The following is a 17512-nucleotide window of genomic DNA, read 5'->3' as shown; positions in this document are numbered from 1 at the left end:
AATTTGGGTCCGATAAGGTCTGTCATTGAGGTTTAACACAGCCCTGGCGCCGGTATCCCGGCGCACGACGTACGAGGAGATCGGATCCGTGAGCATCCGCGTAGGCGTCAACGGCTTCGGCCGTATCGGCCGCAACTTCTGGCGCGCTGTGGCGGCCAGCGGCAAGGACATCGAGGTCGTCGCCGTCAACGACCTCACCGACAACGCCACGCTGGCCCACCTGCTGAAGTACGACAGCATCCTGGGCCGCCTGCCGTACGAGGTCAAGGCCTCGGCGGACGAGATCACCGTTGACGGCAAGGCGATCAAGGCGTTCGCCGAGCGCGACCCCGCCAAGCTGCCCTGGGGCGACCTCGGCGTGGACGTCGTCGTCGAGTCGACCGGTCTGTTCACCGACGCCACCAAGGCCAAGGTGCACGCCGACAACGGCGCGAAGAAGGTCATCATCTCCGCCCCGGCGAAGAACGAAGACGTGACGATCGTCATGGGCGTGAACCACGAGAAGTACGACCCGGCCGCTCACACGATCATCTCGAACGCCTCCTGCACCACCAACTGCCTGGCCCCGATAGCCAAGGTCATCAACGACACCTTCGGTATCGAGAAGGGCCTGATGACCACCATCCACGCCTACACGCAGGACCAGAACCTGCAGGACGGCCCGCACAAGGACCTGCGCCGCGCCCGCGCCGCCGCGCTGAACATCGTCCCGACCTCCACCGGCGCCGCCAAGGCCATCGGCCTGGTCCTGCCGGAGCTGAAGGGCAAGCTCGACGGCTACGCGCTGCGCGTGCCGATCCCGACGGGCTCGGCCACCGACCTCACGGTCGAGGTCGGCCGCGAGACCACCGTCGAGGAGGTCAACGCCGCGCTGAAGGCCGCCGCCGAGGGCGCGCTCAAGGGCTACCTCAGCTACACCGAGGACGAGATCGTCTCCAGCGACATCGTCACCGACCCGTCGTCCTGCATCTTCGACGCCGGCCTGACCAAGGTCATCGGCAACCAGGTGAAGGTCGTCGGCTGGTACGACAACGAGTGGGGCTACTCCAACCGTCTCGTGGACCTCATCGAGTACGTGGGCGCCTCCCTCTGATGATCGGAATCGACGAGCTCGACGTGAAGGGCCGGCGCGTGTTCGTGCGCGCCGACCTCAACGTCCCCCTCGACGGGGAGACGATCACCGACGACGGTCGCATCCGGGCGTCGGTGCCGACGATCAAGAAGTTGATCGAGCGCGGTGCGAAGGTCGTCGTCGCCGCCCACCTCGGCCGCCCCAAGGGCTCCGTCACGCCGAAGTACTCGCTCGCCCCGGTCTCCCGGCGGCTGGCCGAGCTGCTCGGCGAGGACGTGGCGTTCGCCGCCGACGTGGTCGGCGAGTCCGCGCAGAGCGTGGTGGCGGGCCTGCAGGACGGGCAGGTCGCCCTCCTGGAGAACCTGCGCTTCGAGCCGGGCGAGGAGTCCAAGGACGACGCGGTCAGGGGCGAGTTCGCCAGCAAGCTGGCCGCCCTCGCCGAGCTCTACGTCGGCGACGGCTTCGGCGCGGTGCACCGCAAGCACGCCAGCGTCTACGACCTGCCCAAGCGGCTGCCGCACGCCGCGGGCGACCTGGTCCTCGCCGAGGTCGAGGTGCTGCGCAAGCTCACCGAGGACCCGGCCAGGCCGTACGTCGTCGTGCTGGGCGGCGCGAAGGTCTCCGACAAGCTCGGCGTGATCGCGAACCTGCTGTCCAAGGTGGACCGCCTGCTCATCGGCGGCGGCATGGCTTACACGTTCCTGAAGGCCCAGGGCCACGAGGTGGGCAAGTCGCTGCTGCAGGAAGACCAGATCGACCAGGTCAAGGGCTTCCTCGACCAGGCGGCCTCCCGCGGGGTCGAGCTGGTGCTGCCGGTGGACGTGCTGGCCGCCACGGAGTTCGGCGCCGACGCGCCGCACGACGTCGTGGACGCCACCGCGATCCCGGCCGACCGCGAGGGCCTCGACATCGGCCCCCGCACCCGCGAGCTGTTCGCCTCGAAGCTGGCCGACGCCCAGACCGTGTTCTGGAACGGCCCGATGGGCGTGTTCGAGTTCGACGCGTTCTCCGGCGGCACCCGCGCGGTGGCCGAGGCGCTGGTGAACTCCAAGGCGTTCACCGTGGTCGGCGGCGGCGACTCGGCGGCGGCCGTGCGCAGGCTCGGCCTGCCCGAGGACGGCTTCTCGCACATTTCCACCGGTGGCGGCGCGAGCCTCGAGTACCTCGAAGGCAAGACGCTGCCCGGACTCGCGGCGCTGGAGGAGTAGATGGCTCGCAAGCCGCTGTTCGCCGGCAACTGGAAGATGAACCTCAACCACCTCGAGGCCATCAACCTGGTGCAGAAGCTGGCGTTCACGTTGACCGACCGCGACTACGACAAGGCGGACGTCGCGGTCATCCCGCCGTTCACCGACCTGCGCAGCGTGCAGACGCTCGTGGACGCCGACAAGCTCCGCATCGCCTACGGCGCCCAGGACCTGTCGGCGCACGACTCCGGGGCGTACACCGGGGAGATCTCCGGGGTCATGCTGGGCAAGCTCGGCTGCACGTACGTGCTGGTGGGGCACTCGGAGCGGCGGCAGTACCACGGCGAGGACGAGGCGCTGTGCAACGCCAAGGTCAAGGCCGCCTACCGGAACTCGCTGACGCCCATCCTGTGCGTGGGCGAGGGGCTGCCGGTGCGCCAGGAGGGCCGCCACGTCGAGCACACGCTGGCGCAGCTCGACGGTGCGCTGGAGGGCGTGCCCGCCGAGCAGGCGAAGTCCATCGTGATCGCGTACGAGCCGGTTTGGGCGATCGGCACCGGCGAAGTCGCCACGCCGAAGGACGCCCAGGAGGTGTGCGGCGCCATCAGGACGCGACTCGCCGAGCTTTACGGTGATGATGTGGCCTCTGTTGTCCGTATCCTTTACGGTGGCTCGGTGAAGTCGGACAACGTCGCCGGCATCATGGCGGAGGCCGACATCGACGGCGCCCTCGTGGGAGGGGCCAGCCTCGACGCGGGAGAATTCGCCAAGATCTGCCGATTTGGCGAGACCGCCGGCTAGCTGAGCCGTTTGGGGGGTGCGACTTGACACCAGGTCGTACCCTCAAAGAACACAATTGAATCGTCACGCCGATGGCATCGTGCACAACGCGTCGTGCACGCCCGGACATAGGAACAGGTCTACGGTGACAATCGGAATCTCCATCGCCCTCATCCTGTCGAGCGCTCTGATGGTGCTGCTCGTCCTGCTCCACAAGGGCAAGGGCGGCGGCCTGTCCGACCTGTTCGGAGGCGGGTTCTCGTCCTCCTTCGGCGGTTCGTCGGTGGTGGAGCGTAACCTGGACCGTCTCACCATCATCACCGGCATCGTCTGGTTCGTCTGCATCATCGCGCTGGGCTTCCTGCTCAAGCCGTAGCGGACGGCCTCCGGCCACGCGTGACAGAGATTCACCTCCCCCCGTCCGCGGGGCGATCGAGCAAGGAGTTCATCGGTGGGTAGTGGCAACGCGATCCGTGGCAGCCGAGTCGGCGCCGGCCCCATGGGAGAGGCCGAACGCGGCGAGGCCGCCCCCCGTGTGCGGGTCCCGTTCTGGTGCGCGAACATGCACGAGACGCGCCCGAGCTTCGCCAGTGACGCGGCCGTCCCCGAGTTCTGGGACTGCCCGCGGTGCGGACTGCCGGCCGGGCAGGACCAGTCGAACCCGCCTGCTCCGCCGAAGAACGAGCCGTACAAGACGCACCTCGCGTACGTGAAGGAGCGCCGTAGCGACAAGGACGGCGCGCAGATCCTCGCCGAGGCGCTGGAGCGGCTGCGCTCCTCCTCCCGCCCGATCTACTAGAGGTGACGCGGCTCCGCCGCTGATTCCGGTACGGCACAGGCCCCCGATCCCGCCCGGATCGGGGGCTTTGTGGCGTCCGAGGGGATTTCGCACCGGGGGTTCCTCGCCACGCCGGTGGTCGTCTGGCCGCACCGGCGCCGGAGACTATGGCTGGATGCAGGCGGTGCGGGCGTGCGGCCCCTCGCCGGCGCCGTCCACCACGTACGCCTCGACGAAGACGCAGCCGGGGTTGGTGGACAGGACGTTGCCCCACGACCCCGGGTCGGCGTCGCCGTTGAACTGGGAGGGCGCGCTCACGTCGCCGGGCATGCGGTGAGCGACGATGTGCGTGGTCCAGCTCGCACGGTTGGGCCCCTGGAGGTAGCCCCAGGCGGCCCGGCAGGCGGGCGAGTACATCAGCAGGATGGTGCCGAACGCGCTGCCGTCCTTGCGGGTTACGGGCTGCCAGTCGAGCTGCTTGTGATCCGCCTTGCAGCCGTCGTCGTACGGATCGGTGCCGTCCTTGGCGGGGGCGGGACTGGGCAGCGGGGCGGCGGCGACGCCGGTGCCGGCGTTGGTGGCGCGTCCGGCGGTGACAGCCCAGGCGGTAACCGCTGAGACGGCGACGACGACAGCGGCGACGGCCGCCACCAGCACGGGCCCGGGCGGCCGCCGCCTGTGCGGCGCGGGGACGGCCGAGGCGGCGACGGGAGGCTCACCGGCCGGTGGCCCGGCTGAAGCGGTAGCCAGGCCCACGGTGGCAAGAGTCTCGGTCGCGGCGGGCGACCCTTGGGGGGCGGCGGCCGGGCTGCCAGAGGAGACGACGGGCGGGGCTTCGGCTGGTTCCGACTCGGCGCGGGCGATCTCCCAGAGCTGCCGCCACGCCCGCGGGCTGTCCCCGCACGCCTGCACGAACGCTTGGACCAATTCCCAGGAGGGCACCACGCGCCCGCTCTCGGCCAGCGAGAGTGCGCTGTGGGAGAACCCCGACTTGGCGGCGAGCTGGCGCAGCGTCAACCCGCTGCCGTCGCGCAGCGCCCTGAGCCTGCGCGCAAGCTCCGCGGATAATCCGGTGCCGCCGAGCGCGGATCGTTTACGTCCGGCCATGCCTTTCTCCAGGTCGAAGGTGCTGGATCTGGGCCTTGAGCGCGATTGTCCACCATTGTTCACGATCTCTTTTGCGGCGGCAAACCGCCTGATACACCCCGCTTAGTGCCCATCCAGCGGTCCCCAGCCCCGGAGCCTCCGTGAAGAGAACCCTCGCAACCCTGGCGCTGCTGTGCGCGGTGATCTGGGTGATCCACCCGTCGCGTCCCGCCGTCGCCGCCACGAGGGCGGCGGCCGCGACCACGGCCGCCCCGCACCTGCTGTTGATTCACGGCTACACCGACAGTTGCGGGTACGCCTTCGATCACGCCGGCAGTTACACCTATACGTCCAACGGCCACGACCACACGACCACGCAGCAGCACGACACCACGACCCTGGACTACCTGCGCGACTACGGGGGCTGGTCCAGAGACGACATGACCACGGTCGGCTACTACCTGAACGACGACGAGCGCGGCTGCGACGTCAACCTCAACAAGACCGACGGCTGGCAGTCCTCCGACGCGGCCGGCTGCGACGGGTACTGGCCGAACTCGCTCGGCTACGGGACCACCGGCGAGGGCCTGATGCGGCTGGGCTGCAGGTTCGCCTGGTACATCTACGACACCTACACGAAGAACGGCATCCCGGTCGAGATTGTCGCGCACAGCATGGGCGGAATGATCACCCGCGCCGCGATCGGCGGCTCCAATCCCTCGCTCGCCCACTTCCCGCCCGCGCCGCTGCTGGTCTCGCGAGCGGTCACGGTGGCCACGCCGCACGGCGGGTTCGGCGGCGTCGCCCAGCAAGCCGTCTGGTGGTCGGGGTACGGCACGCAGCAGGTCGCCGACCTGACCCCCGGCAGTGACTTCATGAACAGATTGGGCCAGGCTCAGTTCGAGAAGCCGCAGGGACGCGACGGCACGTTCTGGGCGCTCATCGGATCCTCGGTGCCGTCCGGGCAGTTCTACGGCGGCACCTACCAGTCGTTGAGTTGTGGCCCCGGAGACGTGGCCGAGGAGTTCTCGCTCGGTCGTACGCTCTCCTGTCTCGCGGACCACCTCGATGCGGTGAAGTATCCCGACGCCGACGGCGTGGTCAACGCGCTCAGCTCGCTGGCCATGCACGCCGACTACAAGGTCCTGTACGGCGCGGTCGAGGAATGGGCCGTCGACACCGCGCAGCAACTCTACGTCGCCGACCTGGCGACCGAATACGAGCACGAGACCGGCACCTGCCAGCAGATCCCGGGCGGCCCGGCAGGCGAAGCGGGCAACGGGCCCAGCGGCACCTGCACCCACGCGCCGTTCTACCTCAATGACGGCACGCTGCCCGACCCGGCCAACCCGGCCACCTACACCAAGGCGTTCGTCTGCACGGCGCACTGCGACACCACCGCCGACTTCGGCGACGTGCGGCTGGACTCGCCCCGCCAGGCCCCGCACAGCCTGGCGCAGATCGCCGCCCTGCTCGTGCCGCCGCACTCCCACTGGACCGTGGGGCACGCCGCCCACGCCGGCGACGACTACCCGTACGAGACGCTCGGCCAGTTCGAGCACATCGACGAGGGCACCGACGCGTGGAACGAGTTCTACGGCCAGTGCGACTCGTTCGCCGCGTGGAAGGTGTACGAGAACCTCGCCGGCTCGGCCGCGCAGCACCCGCCGTCCGTGCCGGCCCCCGGATGGACGCCGGGCAACGCGTCGATAAGCCCCGTCGACCAGTTCACCTGGGGTCCGAACAACGGAAAATACGGCAACGCCGACGTGTGGGCCGCCAAGTTCTCCGCGCTCGGCTATCGCGTGGATGACGCGCCGTCACCCGGCTCGATCGCGTGGTGGCCCAACGCGGTGCCCGACCCGCAGGACCACAACCCGCCGGACGCCGAGCACGGCATTCCCAGCAGCACCACCGGGCATGTCGGCTACGTCACCGACGTCTACCCGGACGGCTCGGTCACCATCGAGTCCTACAACATGCGGGCCAACGGCCAGTATTCGGTGGTCCACCTCAAGTACGGCCTCGGCTACAGCGATGACAGCTTCAACCTGTCGCCCTTCCCCATCCCGTGGCCGGGCGCATTCATCCACGTCGCGGACGGCCCCAAGGACGGCGCCGCCTCGCCGCCCGAGCCGGCGAACGCCGGCGTGGTGAAGGCGACCTACCCGTCCCAGCCGCCGGGCCTGGTCGTGCTCGGCCCGGCACTGCTGACCGGCTCGGACTACCCCGGCACGACCCACGGCTGGTACCAGGACCCGGGACACGGCGAGATCGGCGCGATGCTGTGGACCAACACCCACAAGGTACCGGCCGACTCGACCGCCTCGTGGTCGCCGTCGCTGTCGGCCAACACCTGCTACCGGGTGGACGCGTTCGTGCCGGATCAGTGGTCCAACAACGCCGCCGCGCAGTACATCGTCCTCGACAAGGGCTTCGGCCAGAGCGAGGTGCCCGTCGACGAGAACAAGGCCACCAACCAGTGGGTGGAACTCGGCGTCTTCAAGGCACGCGACGACGGGACGCTGCCGGTGACCCTCACCGACCAGGGCGCCGGGAACGGCCAGGTCGCCGCCGACGCGATGCGCTACATCCGCCAGGCCGACTGCGAAGGCCTGGTGCGGTCGTCGGCGACCGCCTACTACGGCAACGGCCTGACCCTGTCGGGCACCTCCACGACGGGCACGGTCAACGGCTGGTACGCGGACGCGGACCGCGGCCAGCTCGGCAACTCGTACTACACCTTCACCAACGGCCCGGCCGCCGACTCCTCCGCCACCTGGAGCGTTCAGGTGACGCCTGACGCCTGTTACGAGATCTTCGCGTACGTCCCCGACGACCATTCCAACAGCTACCAGGCGGCGTACACGATCGAGTCGGCGAGCGGCGCGAAACCCACGGTCACCATCGACGAGAACGCCTACACCAACGCGTTCGCCGGGCTGGGCACCTACCGGGCGACCAGCAAGGGCGCGCTCACGGTCGTGCTGACCGACCAGAGCCCGCTCAAGAACGACGCTTTCGTGGCCGCGGACACGATGTCGTTCGTGCGGGTCGGATGTCCGGCGTCACTCCAGGGTTCCACCTATTCCACACTGACCCAGGGGCCGGGCTCGCCCCTGACGCAGTTCACCCTGCACGACGAGTGGTACAACCGCTTCGGCCACGGCCTGCTCGGATACGAGAAGTGGACCAACACCCACGGGTCCACCGCGGTCTCCACGGCCACCTGGACCTTCACCGGTGCGGCCCGCAACACCGCCTACTCGGCCTGCGCCTCCATCCCCGACAACTACGCCAACAACACCGCCGCGCACTACCAGGGCTACCCGGGCTCGGCGACCTCGCCGGCCTTCACCTCCTTGATCAACCAGGCGAACACCACAGGCTGGACGTTCCTGGGCGTGGTCACGACCGACGGCGGGGGCGGCGCGCGGATCACGCTCGACGACACCGGCCCCACCGGGACCTTTACGGCGGCCGACGCGGTCCGCCTCACCACCGAAGGGTGTCTGTGATCCCTCACCCGTGGGGGTCACGCAGTCAGAAGAATCACCGCGGCCCTGAGCACGGTGCCGCCTGTTCGCCGGCCATGAACTGTGCCGGGGACCAGAGCCGGTTCACCGGCATCCCATAGATCCCTGCAACAAGAAAGTGGTGAAGCACGTGAAGATCAGCAAGAAACGCGGTCTCCTCGCGGCCCTGGTCGTCGGGCTGCCGCTGTTCGCGGTGCCACCCAGCCCGGCTCTCGCGGCGGGCTGCTACGACAGTGGCTGCACCGGGAAGAACCCGTCCACGATGCAGTGCAACGACGCTTGGACCACCACCAGCGTCCAGCCCAGTGGGGGCGGACCGGCGGTGGAGCTGCGGCACTCGGCGCAGTGCAACGCCGTATGGGCCAGGAGCGACTCCCGGTGGGACTTCAGCATCCAGGGCGCCAACAGCAAGGGCGGTCCTCCCGTCCTGAGCTACACGAACGGGGGTGGCCCCTACACGCTGATGATCGGCTTCAGCTACTGGGTCCGAGCCTGCATCAGACCCGCGGCCTATCCCCAGGACCAGTCGACCTGGACCTGCACCAACTGGTACTGAACCTCCCGGTGCTACCGCATTCGTCCGCAGTGCTCCGGCCTACCAGGCCGGGGGTGAAGCGGACGTGCCCGCGGAGCGGATGAGCGGGTTGGCGCCGGCGCTGTTCCAGGCGAGGACGAGGCGGTGGGGCGGCATGTCGGCCGGTGGGACCGACATGAGGCCCCGGGCGGCGCGTGGGCCGCCGGCGCCGGCCCGACCGTGCCGTTCCACGGGACGGTGCACTCTGCGGGGGAGCGGGCACCCGTGGGGAGCGCGTCACAGGCCGCATTCGTAGGCCAGCACCACCGCCTGGATCCGGTCGCGGGCCCCGAGCTTGGCCATGATCCGGGAGACATGTGTCTTCACGGTGGCCTCGCCGACGAACAGCTCGGCGGCGATCTCGGTGTTCGACAGGCCCCGGGCCACCAGCCTCCAGACCTCGGCCTCCCGCGGTGTCAGCCTGTCCGCGCCCGGAGGCAGGGCGGCCTGCGCCGGAGGACGCCGCGTGTACGCCTCGATCAACCGGCGCGTGACCGACGGAGCGAGCAGGGTGTCCCCCCGGACCACCGTGCGCACGCCCGCCACGAGTTGCTCGTCCGGAAGGTCCTTGACGAGGAAGCCGCCGGCTCCCGCGCGAAGTGCCTCGTAGACGTACTCGTCCAGGTCGAACGTGGTCAGCATGATCACGTGTACGTCCGGCATGGTGGCGAGGATCTGGCGTGCGGCGGCGAGCCCGTCGAGCCCCGGCATGCGGATGTCCATCAGCACGACGTCCGGCCGCAGGTCGCGGGCGAGCGCGACGGCCTCGTGACCGTCCCGCGCCTGGCCGGCGACGTCGATGTCGGGTTCTGCCGACAGAATGGTGCGCAGCCCGGTCAGCACCAAGGGCTGGTCGTCGGCGAGCAGGACGCGGATCACGCTACTTCCTCCAGGGGGAACACGGCACGAACGCCGAAGCCGCCGCCGGGCCGGAGGCCGGCCGCGAACGTGCCGCCGCAGGCGGCGCTCCGCTCGGCCATGCCGCTGAGGCCGTGCCCGGCGGAGGTGGACAGCGCCGGCCGGTCGGCGGGCGGGGTGTTGCTCACGTCGATCGCCAGGGTCCGCTTCGTGCGCGTGATCCCGACGCGCACGAACGCGCCCGGAGCGTGCCGGGCCGCGTTGGTCAGCGCTTCCTGGACGATCCGGTAGGCGGCCGTGTCCACCGCGCGCGGAAGCGGCGCCCCCGTGCTTGTGTCCGGGTCCACTTCCAGGGCCACCCGCAGGCCGCAGGCGCGCGCTCTGTCGGCGAGCGTGGGCAGGCCGGCGAGCCCGATCGCGGCGGGGACGTCGGCGAGTGAGAGTGAGAGCAGGAGCGGGCGCAACTCGCCGAGCGCCTCCGCGAGCGTGCGGCGCAACACGGCCACGTGCTCGCCGGCCAGACCGGGCCGGCTATCCCAGACCCGCCGCGCGGCGGCCGCCTGCAGGACGATGACGGTCATCATGTGCCCCGCGGCGTCGTGGAGGTCCCGGGCGAGGCGGGCGCGCTGTTCGTCCAGCGCGGCGGCCGCCCTTCTCCGGTTCTCCTCGGCGGCGGCGACGGTGGCCCTCGCCCGCGTGGCCAGCGCCTCGGCGCCGCCGCGCAGCACGCGACCCGCCGACCAGCACCCCACGATAACCGCGACGGCCCCGGTCGCCTCCGGCGCCGTGATCACCGCGGCGGGGTTGGCCAGACCGACGGCCGCGCAGCCGAGCAGGCAGAGCGCGAGCCCGGCCAGCGCCCGGCGGATCGGGCAGGCCACACCGAGTATGAACGGCGACACGACGAGGACCCCGCAGGGCACGAGACCGTCGAAGGGATCAGGGCTCGCGGTCGCCGCCGTGTACGCCGGCGTGGCGGCCAGGCAGATCACGGCGCAGGTCAAGGGATGCCGCCCGGCCCACGCCAGTGGGGCCGCGACGCCCGACGGCGCCGCGTCCCGCCATCCCGAGAGGGCCAGGGTCCACCTGCCGGCGGGGCGCAGCCCGCTCCAGTTCGTGTCGGGCAGGTTCGCGGCGGCGAGCGCCTCCCGCACCTGTGTCCGCAGCTCCGCGACCTCGCGGACCGGCCGCCTGTCGCCGGAGTTCGGCGCCCGCAGCTCCCCGACCAGGGTGCGCATCCGGGTCAGCAGGTCGCGGGCGATCCGTTCCAGAGCGGTGACGTCCGCCAGCCCGGCGACCGCCGCATGCCGCCTGGTCTCGTCCAGGCCGCCGAGCAGAACCTCCAGGGCGGCGAAGACCCGCCGCCGTTCGCGTGCGAGCTCCTCCGCGATCCGCTCGTGCCGCGCTGCCCGCAGCCGTTCTGTCCCCGCGTCCAGCCGCCGCCCGAGCCGGTCGCGCGCGCCCACGACGCCGCCGACGACCCCCGGAGCCAGGACCAGCGACGCCACCAGGAAGAGGTCGGCGGAGGCGCGCGAATACCCCTGCGACGGCCCCAGATACTGGGCGGTCGCCACCCCGGCCGTGGCCAGCGCCAGGCCCGCGACGAGCGGCCAGGTCGACGCGTACGCGCCGAGCGAGTACGTGGCGACCATGATGGCGAGAAACGCCGGAGCCGTGCTGGCCTGCGGGGAGGCGACGACCTCGGTCACGGTGACCACGATCACGACGGCGACCGCCGTCGCCGGACGGCGGCGCCGGTGAGCGAGGACCAGCAGCCCGCCCGCGGCGACCACCGCGCCCACCCGGCCGCTGAGGGTCGCCGGCCCGTCCAGTGCGGCCGCCGCGGCCATGACCAGCGCGAGCGCGGCCGCGAGCAGCAGATCGCCGCTGACGGCCGAACCCCATCGGGATAGCGGGAAGAGCCGGTCCATCGCCCGAAGATTAGGCCCTCGTCCGTGCCGTGTCGTCCCACCACGGGCGGACTCCCGGCTCACACGGCGGGCGGACGGGATTTCCCCGCACGGCCGGACGACCGGCGGCCACCCGGTTTCTAGTGTCATCGCCGACCGTCGAATGACCACATCGAGGGAGGACACCGATGACGACATCGGCCACCCAGGCCCACACCGGACCCGCTCGCCTGCCGTACGGGCCGGCCCAGGCCGGCCTCATGACGGGCGCGGCGTCGGCCGCCGCGCTCGCCCTGCTCGACCTGTTCACCTCCGTGCCGCAGCACGACCGGCTGATCGACCTCGCCGACTACGCCTTCACCGCGGACGGGTTCCCCCTCGTCCTGGGCATGCTGGTGTCGGTCGCGGCGATCCACGCGCTGCACGGCGGCCGGGACGGGCGGCTCGGCTCGGTGGCGCTCGTCCTCACGACCGTCGGCATGCTCGGCTTCCTGCCTCCGCTCGTGGTGTCGCTCGTCAGCGGCGACACGGAGTCGCTCGGCCCTGTCTACCTCCTGTCCATGCTCGTCTCGCTGATCGGGCTGGTGCTCTTCGCCGTCGGCCTGCTTCGCGCCGGGGTGCTGCCCTGGTGGGCAGGCCCGTCCCTGGCCGTCGGCTGGGTGGTGGGCGGCCCCGTCGGGGAGGACGGCCCGCTCGGCTTCCGCGGCTCGGCGCTGCTGCTCGCCGCGGCCTGCCTCGCCGTGGCGTTCGCCGTGGCCCGGCACCGCTCCGCCCTGGCAGGGGACCGCTGAAGCGCCGTCCTGGTCAGCCGTGCACCTGTTCGCCGTCGAGGAACGTCATGACGACCTCGGTCGTCCAGATGTCCTTCGGGTCGAGGGCGAAGGGGTCGCGGTCGAGCACGACGAGGTCGGCCGGGCGGCCCTCCTCGATCACCCCGGCGGGGGAGCGGTTGATCCAGGCCGAGCCCTCGGTGTAGGCCGTCATGATGGTCCGCAGGTCGAGGCTCTGCTCCGGCAGGAACGGGGTCTGGGCCGTGGGGTAGGTCGCGTGGACGGAGCCGCCCGGCTCGGTGCGGTTGACCGCCACGTGCATGGCCTCCAGGGGCTTGGCCGAGGAGACCGGCCAGTCCGAGCCCCCGGCGAAGCGGGTGCCGTGCCGTACGAGATCGGCGAAGGGGTACTGCCAGGAGGCGCGCTCCTCGCCGAGGTAGGGGATGCACAGCTCGTCCATCTGCAGGTGGTGGGTGGCCCACAGAGCCTGCAGGTTGGCCGTCACACCGAGCTCGGCGAAGCGCGGCACGTCCTGCGGCGTGATGATCTGCACGTGCGCGATGTGGTGCCGGTTGGCGGGGTCGGTGCCGGTCAGTGCGTCGAGCGCCTCGCGCACGGCCCGCTCGCCGATGGCGTGGAAGTGCACCTGGAAGCCCAGGGCGTCGAGCTCCTTGACATAGCCGCCGAGCAGCGCGGGGTCGATGTACGACAGGCCGGTGCCGCCGCAGCGGCAGTAGGGCTCGATGACGGCGGCGGTGAAGTTCTCCGGGATGCCGTCCTGCATGATCTTGACCGAGGTCGCCCTGAACCGGTCCAGGCCCTCGGCCGACGCGCGCCGCTCGACCAGGCTCGGGATCTGCTCCGCGCCCCGCGCGCGGTCCCACCACAGGGCGCCGACCACGCGGGCCTTCAGCCGGCAGGAGGAGGCCGCGGAGATGTAGGCGGGCAGCTGGTCGTCCGACCCGGCGTACGACCCGACGATGGCGTCCTGCCAGCCGGTGATGCCCAGCGAGAACAGGTAGGCCTGCGCGTCCATCAGGGCGGCGTCGACGTCGGCCGGGGTCGGGCGCGGGGTGAGCAGGCCGACGAGGTCCATGGCGCCCTCGTGCAGCACGCCGCTCGGCGTGCCGTCCGGGTCGCGCTCGATGCGGCCGTCCGCGGGGTCGGGGGTGTCCTTCGTGATGCCGGCGAGCTCCAGAGCCCGCGTGTTGACCCAGGCGGCGTGGTGGTCGCGCTGCACGAAGTACGCCGGGCGGTCGAGGAAGTCGAGCTGGGACCGGTGGGGGAGCCCGCCGGGGAAGGCCGACATGTCCCAGCCGCCGCCGTCGATCCACGCCTTGTCCGGATTTCTCACGGCATAACCGCCGATCTCCGCCGTGTAGGCGTCGAGCCCGTACACCTCGGACAGGTCGCACTTGGCCCGCTCCAGCCCGGCCTGCACCGGGTGGATGTGGGCGTCGGTGAACCCCGGCGTCAGCAGGCCGCCGCCGACGTCCACCGGCTCGGCGTCCGGCGCCAGCCGTGCCAGGTCGGACTCGGCGCCGACGGCGGCGATGACGCCGTCGCGGACGAGGACCGCCTCGGCGAACCCGCCGGGGACGAAGACGCGGCCGCCGCGGAACAGGAGGGAGGAACTCACGTGAAGCCTTTCAGTGCCCGGTGATCTTGTCGGCGATCCTGGCCAGTAGGGACGTCCTGGTCATACCCCTGCTCTCGCGGGCGTCGGCCAGGCGGTAGAGACGGTACATCGAGTGGACGCCGAGCCAGCGCAGCGGCTCGGGCTCCCAGGCGCGCACCCGCCGGTCCACCCACGGCATCCGGGTCAGGTCGGTGTCGCGGCGCAGCACCAGGTCGCACAGCGTGCGCCCGGCCAGGTTGGTGGTGGTCACGCCGTGGCCCGTGTAGCCGCCCGCCCAGCCGAGGCCGGTCGCGGGGTCCACGTGGACGGCCGAGCACCAGTCGCGCGGCACGCCGAGCACGCCCGACCAGGCGTGCTCCACCCGCGACCCGGCGACGGCGGGGAAGAACGCGACCAGCAGGTCCCACAGGGCGTCCACGGTCCAGTCGTGCGTGTGCCCCCGCTCGTCGATCCTCGACCCGTAGAGGTAGGGCCTGCCTCGCCCGCCGAAGGCGATGCGGTCGTCGGCCGTCCGCTGGGCGTACATGTAGTAGTGCGCCATGTCGCCGAGCATCTCGCGGCCCTGCCAGCCGATCTCCGCCCAGACCCGCTCGGGCAGCGGCTCGGTGACGATCATGGAGCTGTTCATGGGCAGCCAGTCGCGATGGTGACCGGTGATGGTGGCGGTGAACCCCTCGGTGCAGCGCAGCACGTGGTCCGCCCGCACGGTCCCGTACGGCGTGACCGCCGCTGCCGGGTGTGTCGTTCGGCCCGGCGTGATCGCGGTCACCGGCGTCCGCTCGTAGATCTCGACGCCCAGGTCCCGTACGGCCCGCGCCAGGCCGCGGACGAGCTTGGCCGGCTGGATCCTGGCGCAGTGGGGACTCCAGGTGGCCCCGGTGGCGTCCGCGACGCGCAGCCGGTCGTTCATCTCGTCGGTGGTCAGCAGCCGGACGTCGTCGGCGTCCCAGCCCCAGGCGCGCTGGCCCGTCAGCTCCTCACGCAGTCGCAGGTCCTGCGCCGGGCCGCGGGCGACGGTGAGCAGGCCGCCCTTGACGATGTCCGCGTCGATGCCCTCCTCGCGGGCGACGCGGATGACCTCGTCGACGGCCTCGAACATCGCGCGCTGCAGCCGCCGGGCCCCGTCCCGTCCGTGGGTCTTGGCGTACCGCTCGGGTGAGCCGGCCAGCGCGCCGGTCAGCCAGCCGCCGTTGCGTCCCGACGCGCCGAACCCGGCGAACTCCTTCTCCAGCACGACGACCCGCAGCGACGGGTCGGCCTTCTTCAGGTAGTAGGCGGTCCACAGCCCGGTGTAGCCCGCGCCGACCACGGCCACGTCGGCCTGCAGGTCGCCGCCGAGCGGCTCTCCGGGCGCGGGCACCCCCGGTGACCGGTACCAGAAGGACACGTCACCGTTGACGAAACCGGGGGACAGGGGAGCGGTCATGGAGCACATCCTGCTATATCCGTGCTCATCTCGCTATTCGGCGACGGATGTCGTGGAGATCCGTGGAGACACATGCGGATAACCGTAGTCGTAACGTCCTCCATTGAAAGGAAACGATCGGCTCACCGCCGTGTAGCAAACGTGTAACAGGCCTCCGGCACTCTGAAGACCAGCGCAACGGAGGGAGCGGGTAGCGATGGGGTTCTTCCGGATCCGTACGACCGTGGACGAGCGGCCCGGGCGGCTGGCGTCGCTGGCGACCGCCCTCGCCGACAAGGGCGGCAACATCCTCGGCCTCTCGGTGCAGCCCGACACGGACGGCACGGTCGACGAGTTCGTCACGGACATCCCCGCCTCCCCCGAGGCCGTACGCGAGGCGCTGGAGGCCGCGGGCGGGAGGCGGGTGCGGATCGTGCCCGCCACCGCGCACGAACTGACCGACGAGCCGACGCGTACGCTGCTGCTCGCCGCCCGGCTGCGCTCGGCTCCCTGGCGCCTGCCGGAGATCCTGGGCGAGCTGCTGCGCGCCGACGACGCCCGCTGGGTGTACGGCGCGACCGCCGCACGCTCGCGGACCGAGGACGGCGAGCGAGACGAGGGGGAGGCTCTGGAGCTGCCCGACCCGACCCTGCTCGTGGTGCCCGTGGCGCCGCGGCGGTCGATCCGGCTGCGCCGCTCCGGGCTCCCGTTCACCCTGACCGAGGCGGCCCGCGCCGCCGCGATGGTGAGGCTGGCGCAGCCGCCGGCGGAACCGTCCGCGGCCGAGGGGCCGGTGCGGCTCGCCGACGGAGCGGAGGTGCAGGTCAAGCCGCTGACCTCGCTCTACCGCGAGGCGCTGCGCGACCTGCACGAGCGCTGCTCACCCGAGACGCGCAGGTTCCGCTACTTCACCGCCAACCCCACCCTGCCGCCGCACTGTTTCGACCGGCTGTGCGACCGGGCCCGCGGCCAGTCGCTCGTCGCGGGGCGCGACGGCCAGGTGGTCGCGCTCGCGTCGCTGATGTTCTCCGCGGACCCCGGCATCGCGGAGATCGCCTTTCTCGTGGAGGACCGCTGGCAGGGCCGGGGCCTCGGCGGCCGGCTGGCCCGGATGCTCCTCGCCCAGGCGAGGGACCTCGGCTTCGCCGAGGTGCGGGCGACCCTTCTGTACGACAACACGCGCATGCGCAGGCTGCTCGGCTCCCTCGGCGCGACGCTCACCCACACCGAGGATCCCGGTGTGATGGAGGCGCGGATCGCCGTGGGCGTGATGGCGACGGCATCCCCGAGCTGACGTCCTCACGGGTGATCCTCCTGGTCCGGTGTAGCTCAGGGCACCGGACCAGGACGGGTCGCCGCGGTACGTCACCGCCGCCCGCCGAACTCCCAGTCGTGCACCTCGATGCCGGCGTACCTGTCCCGGGTCAGGACGGCCCGTGCCGCGTCCGGGTCCGGCGCCCGGACCAGCACCGCCGTACCCAGCCAGGTGGCGCCGTCGTCGGACAGCAGCGGCCCATACGCGATCAGCTCGTCCCGTTCGGGCGGCGGGACGAGGTCGGCGGCCTCCCCGGAGCCCAGGCCCAGCACCAGATATCGGTTGCCGCCGTCCCTGCCGCCGGGGAAGTCCCACATGGTGCGCCCCAGCACGTTGCGCCATCGCCGTACCATCACGTCGCGATACACACCGGCCTGGTAGTTGGGCTCGTCGAAGGCGAACGCACGCGCCGTGGCGGGATCCGGCAAGTCGACGATGTGCACGCTGCCTGTGGCGATGTCGGCGACGCGGTCGAGGGTCGGGCCACGGGCGATCATCTCCGCGTCGTACCGGTCCATGTAGGACCAGTGCTCTTCCAGCAGCTCGTCGCGCAGCGCCCCCGAGCCGGGCCGATCGCGGTGATAACAGAAGAACTCCATGCG

15 protein-coding genes are annotated in these 17512 nt (G+C 71.3%); 9 read left to right on the top strand and 6 right to left on the bottom strand.

What is annotated here, in order from left to right:
• The first annotated feature begins 88 nt into the window (after positions 1–88).
• The 5 genes from gap to QSK36_RS10920 all read left to right on the top strand — a co-directional run bounded on the left by gap (position 89) and on the right by QSK36_RS10920 (position 3838).
• Complete coding sequence (gap, locus tag QSK36_RS10940) at positions 89–1093, top strand: type I glyceraldehyde-3-phosphate dehydrogenase (RefSeq protein ID WP_285782279.1); 1005 nt, start codon at positions 89–91, stop codon at positions 1091–1093.
• Positions 1093–2280, top strand: a complete 1188-nt coding sequence (locus QSK36_RS10935; RefSeq protein WP_285782278.1) for a phosphoglycerate kinase — start codon at positions 1093–1095, stop codon at positions 2278–2280. The genes gap and QSK36_RS10935 overlap by 1 nt, the downstream gene beginning before the upstream one ends.
• The gene (tpiA, locus tag QSK36_RS10930) at positions 2281–3060 is read left to right on the top strand and encodes a triose-phosphate isomerase (RefSeq protein WP_285782277.1); all 780 of its coding nucleotides are present in this window, start codon (positions 2281–2283) and stop codon (positions 3058–3060) included.
• A 124-nt stretch (positions 3061–3184) separates the two neighbouring features.
• Complete coding sequence (gene secG / locus QSK36_RS10925; RefSeq protein ID WP_030507323.1) at positions 3185–3415, top strand: preprotein translocase subunit SecG; 231 nt, start codon at positions 3185–3187, stop codon at positions 3413–3415.
• Between the two features lie 75 nt (positions 3416–3490).
• Positions 3491–3838, top strand: a complete 348-nt coding sequence (locus QSK36_RS10920) for an RNA polymerase-binding protein RbpA (RefSeq protein WP_139573152.1) — start codon at positions 3491–3493, stop codon at positions 3836–3838.
• Between the two features lie 144 nt (positions 3839–3982).
• Here QSK36_RS10920 and QSK36_RS10915 read toward each other — a convergent pair whose 3' ends face one another.
• The gene (locus QSK36_RS10915; protein ID WP_183537292.1) at positions 3983–4924 is read right to left on the bottom strand and encodes a helix-turn-helix domain-containing protein; all 942 of its coding nucleotides are present in this window, start codon (positions 4922–4924) and stop codon (positions 3983–3985) included.
• Between the two features lie 140 nt (positions 4925–5064).
• On the opposite strand from QSK36_RS10915, the gene QSK36_RS10910 reads away from it, so the two are divergent.
• Complete coding sequence (locus QSK36_RS10910; RefSeq protein ID WP_285782276.1) at positions 5065–8421, top strand: golvesin C-terminal-like domain-containing protein; 3357 nt, start codon at positions 5065–5067, stop codon at positions 8419–8421.
• Between the two features lie 148 nt (positions 8422–8569).
• Entirely contained in the window at positions 8570–8995 is a 426-nt protein-coding gene (locus QSK36_RS10905; RefSeq protein ID WP_285782275.1) for a DUF2690 domain-containing protein, read from the top strand.
• A gap of 255 nt (positions 8996–9250) precedes the next feature.
• On the opposite strand, the gene QSK36_RS10900 is transcribed toward QSK36_RS10905, so the two are convergent.
• Positions 9251–9892: a response regulator gene (locus QSK36_RS10900; protein WP_183537298.1), complete on the bottom strand. Its 642-nt coding sequence runs from the start codon at positions 9890–9892 to the stop codon at positions 9251–9253.
• Entirely contained in the window at positions 9889–11802 is a 1914-nt protein-coding gene (locus QSK36_RS10895; protein ID WP_285782274.1) for a sensor histidine kinase, read from the bottom strand. The genes QSK36_RS10900 and QSK36_RS10895 overlap by 4 nt, the downstream gene beginning before the upstream one ends.
• Positions 11803–11969: 167 nt before the next feature.
• Here QSK36_RS10895 and QSK36_RS10890 point away from each other — a divergent pair, with 167 nt between their 5' ends.
• Entirely contained in the window at positions 11970–12572 is a 603-nt protein-coding gene (locus QSK36_RS10890; protein ID WP_183537301.1) for a hypothetical protein, read from the top strand.
• Between the two features lie 13 nt (positions 12573–12585).
• Here QSK36_RS10890 and QSK36_RS10885 read toward each other — a convergent pair whose 3' ends face one another.
• Both QSK36_RS10885 and QSK36_RS10880 read right to left on the bottom strand, forming a co-directional pair.
• The gene (locus QSK36_RS10885; RefSeq protein WP_285782273.1) at positions 12586–14190 is read right to left on the bottom strand and encodes an amidohydrolase; all 1605 of its coding nucleotides are present in this window, start codon (positions 14188–14190) and stop codon (positions 12586–12588) included.
• Positions 14191–14200: 10 nt separating this feature from the next.
• Complete coding sequence (locus QSK36_RS10880) at positions 14201–15616, bottom strand: NAD(P)/FAD-dependent oxidoreductase (RefSeq protein ID WP_285782272.1); 1416 nt, start codon at positions 15614–15616, stop codon at positions 14201–14203.
• 196 nt (positions 15617–15812) lie between these two features.
• Between QSK36_RS10880 and QSK36_RS10875 the strand changes: the two genes are divergently transcribed.
• A complete protein-coding gene (locus QSK36_RS10875) occupies positions 15813–16889 on the top strand; it encodes a GNAT family N-acetyltransferase (RefSeq protein WP_285782271.1) in 1077 nt (358 codons plus the stop codon).
• Positions 16890–16960: 71 nt separating this feature from the next.
• Here the strand turns inward: QSK36_RS10875 and QSK36_RS10870 are convergent, their stop codons facing one another.
• Positions 16961–17509, bottom strand: a complete 549-nt coding sequence (locus tag QSK36_RS10870; protein WP_285782270.1) for a YciI family protein — start codon at positions 17507–17509, stop codon at positions 16961–16963.
• Positions 17510–17512 lie beyond the last annotated feature (3 nt).

The organism is Microbispora sp. NBRC 16548 (assembly GCF_030268985.1).
Classification (GTDB): Bacteria; Actinomycetota; Actinomycetes; order Streptosporangiales; family Streptosporangiaceae; genus Microbispora; species Microbispora catharanthi.
This window is presented reverse-complemented; position numbering and strand designations above follow the sequence as displayed.

Coding starts and splice junctions, on each gene's coding strand:
- QSK36_RS10935 (WP_285782278.1), top strand. CDS start 1,093: ATGATCGGAATCGACGAGCTCGACGTGAAGGGCCGGCGCGTGTTCGTG.
- tpiA (WP_285782277.1), top strand. CDS start 2,281: ATGGCTCGCAAGCCGCTGTTCGCCGGCAACTGGAAGATGAACCTCAAC.
- QSK36_RS10915 (WP_183537292.1), bottom strand. CDS start 4,924: ATGGCCGGACGTAAACGATCCGCGCTCGGCGGCACCGGATTATCCGCG.
- QSK36_RS10895 (WP_285782274.1), bottom strand. CDS start 11,802: ATGGACCGGCTCTTCCCGCTATCCCGATGGGGTTCGGCCGTCAGCGGC.
- QSK36_RS10890 (WP_183537301.1), top strand. CDS start 11,970: ATGACGACATCGGCCACCCAGGCCCACACCGGACCCGCTCGCCTGCCG.
- QSK36_RS10880 (WP_285782272.1), bottom strand. CDS start 15,616: ATGACCGCTCCCCTGTCCCCCGGTTTCGTCAACGGTGACGTGTCCTTC.
- QSK36_RS10875 (WP_285782271.1), top strand. CDS start 15,813: ATGGGGTTCTTCCGGATCCGTACGACCGTGGACGAGCGGCCCGGGCGG.
- QSK36_RS10870 (WP_285782270.1), bottom strand. CDS start 17,509: ATGGAGTTCTTCTGTTATCACCGCGATCGGCCCGGCTCGGGGGCGCTG.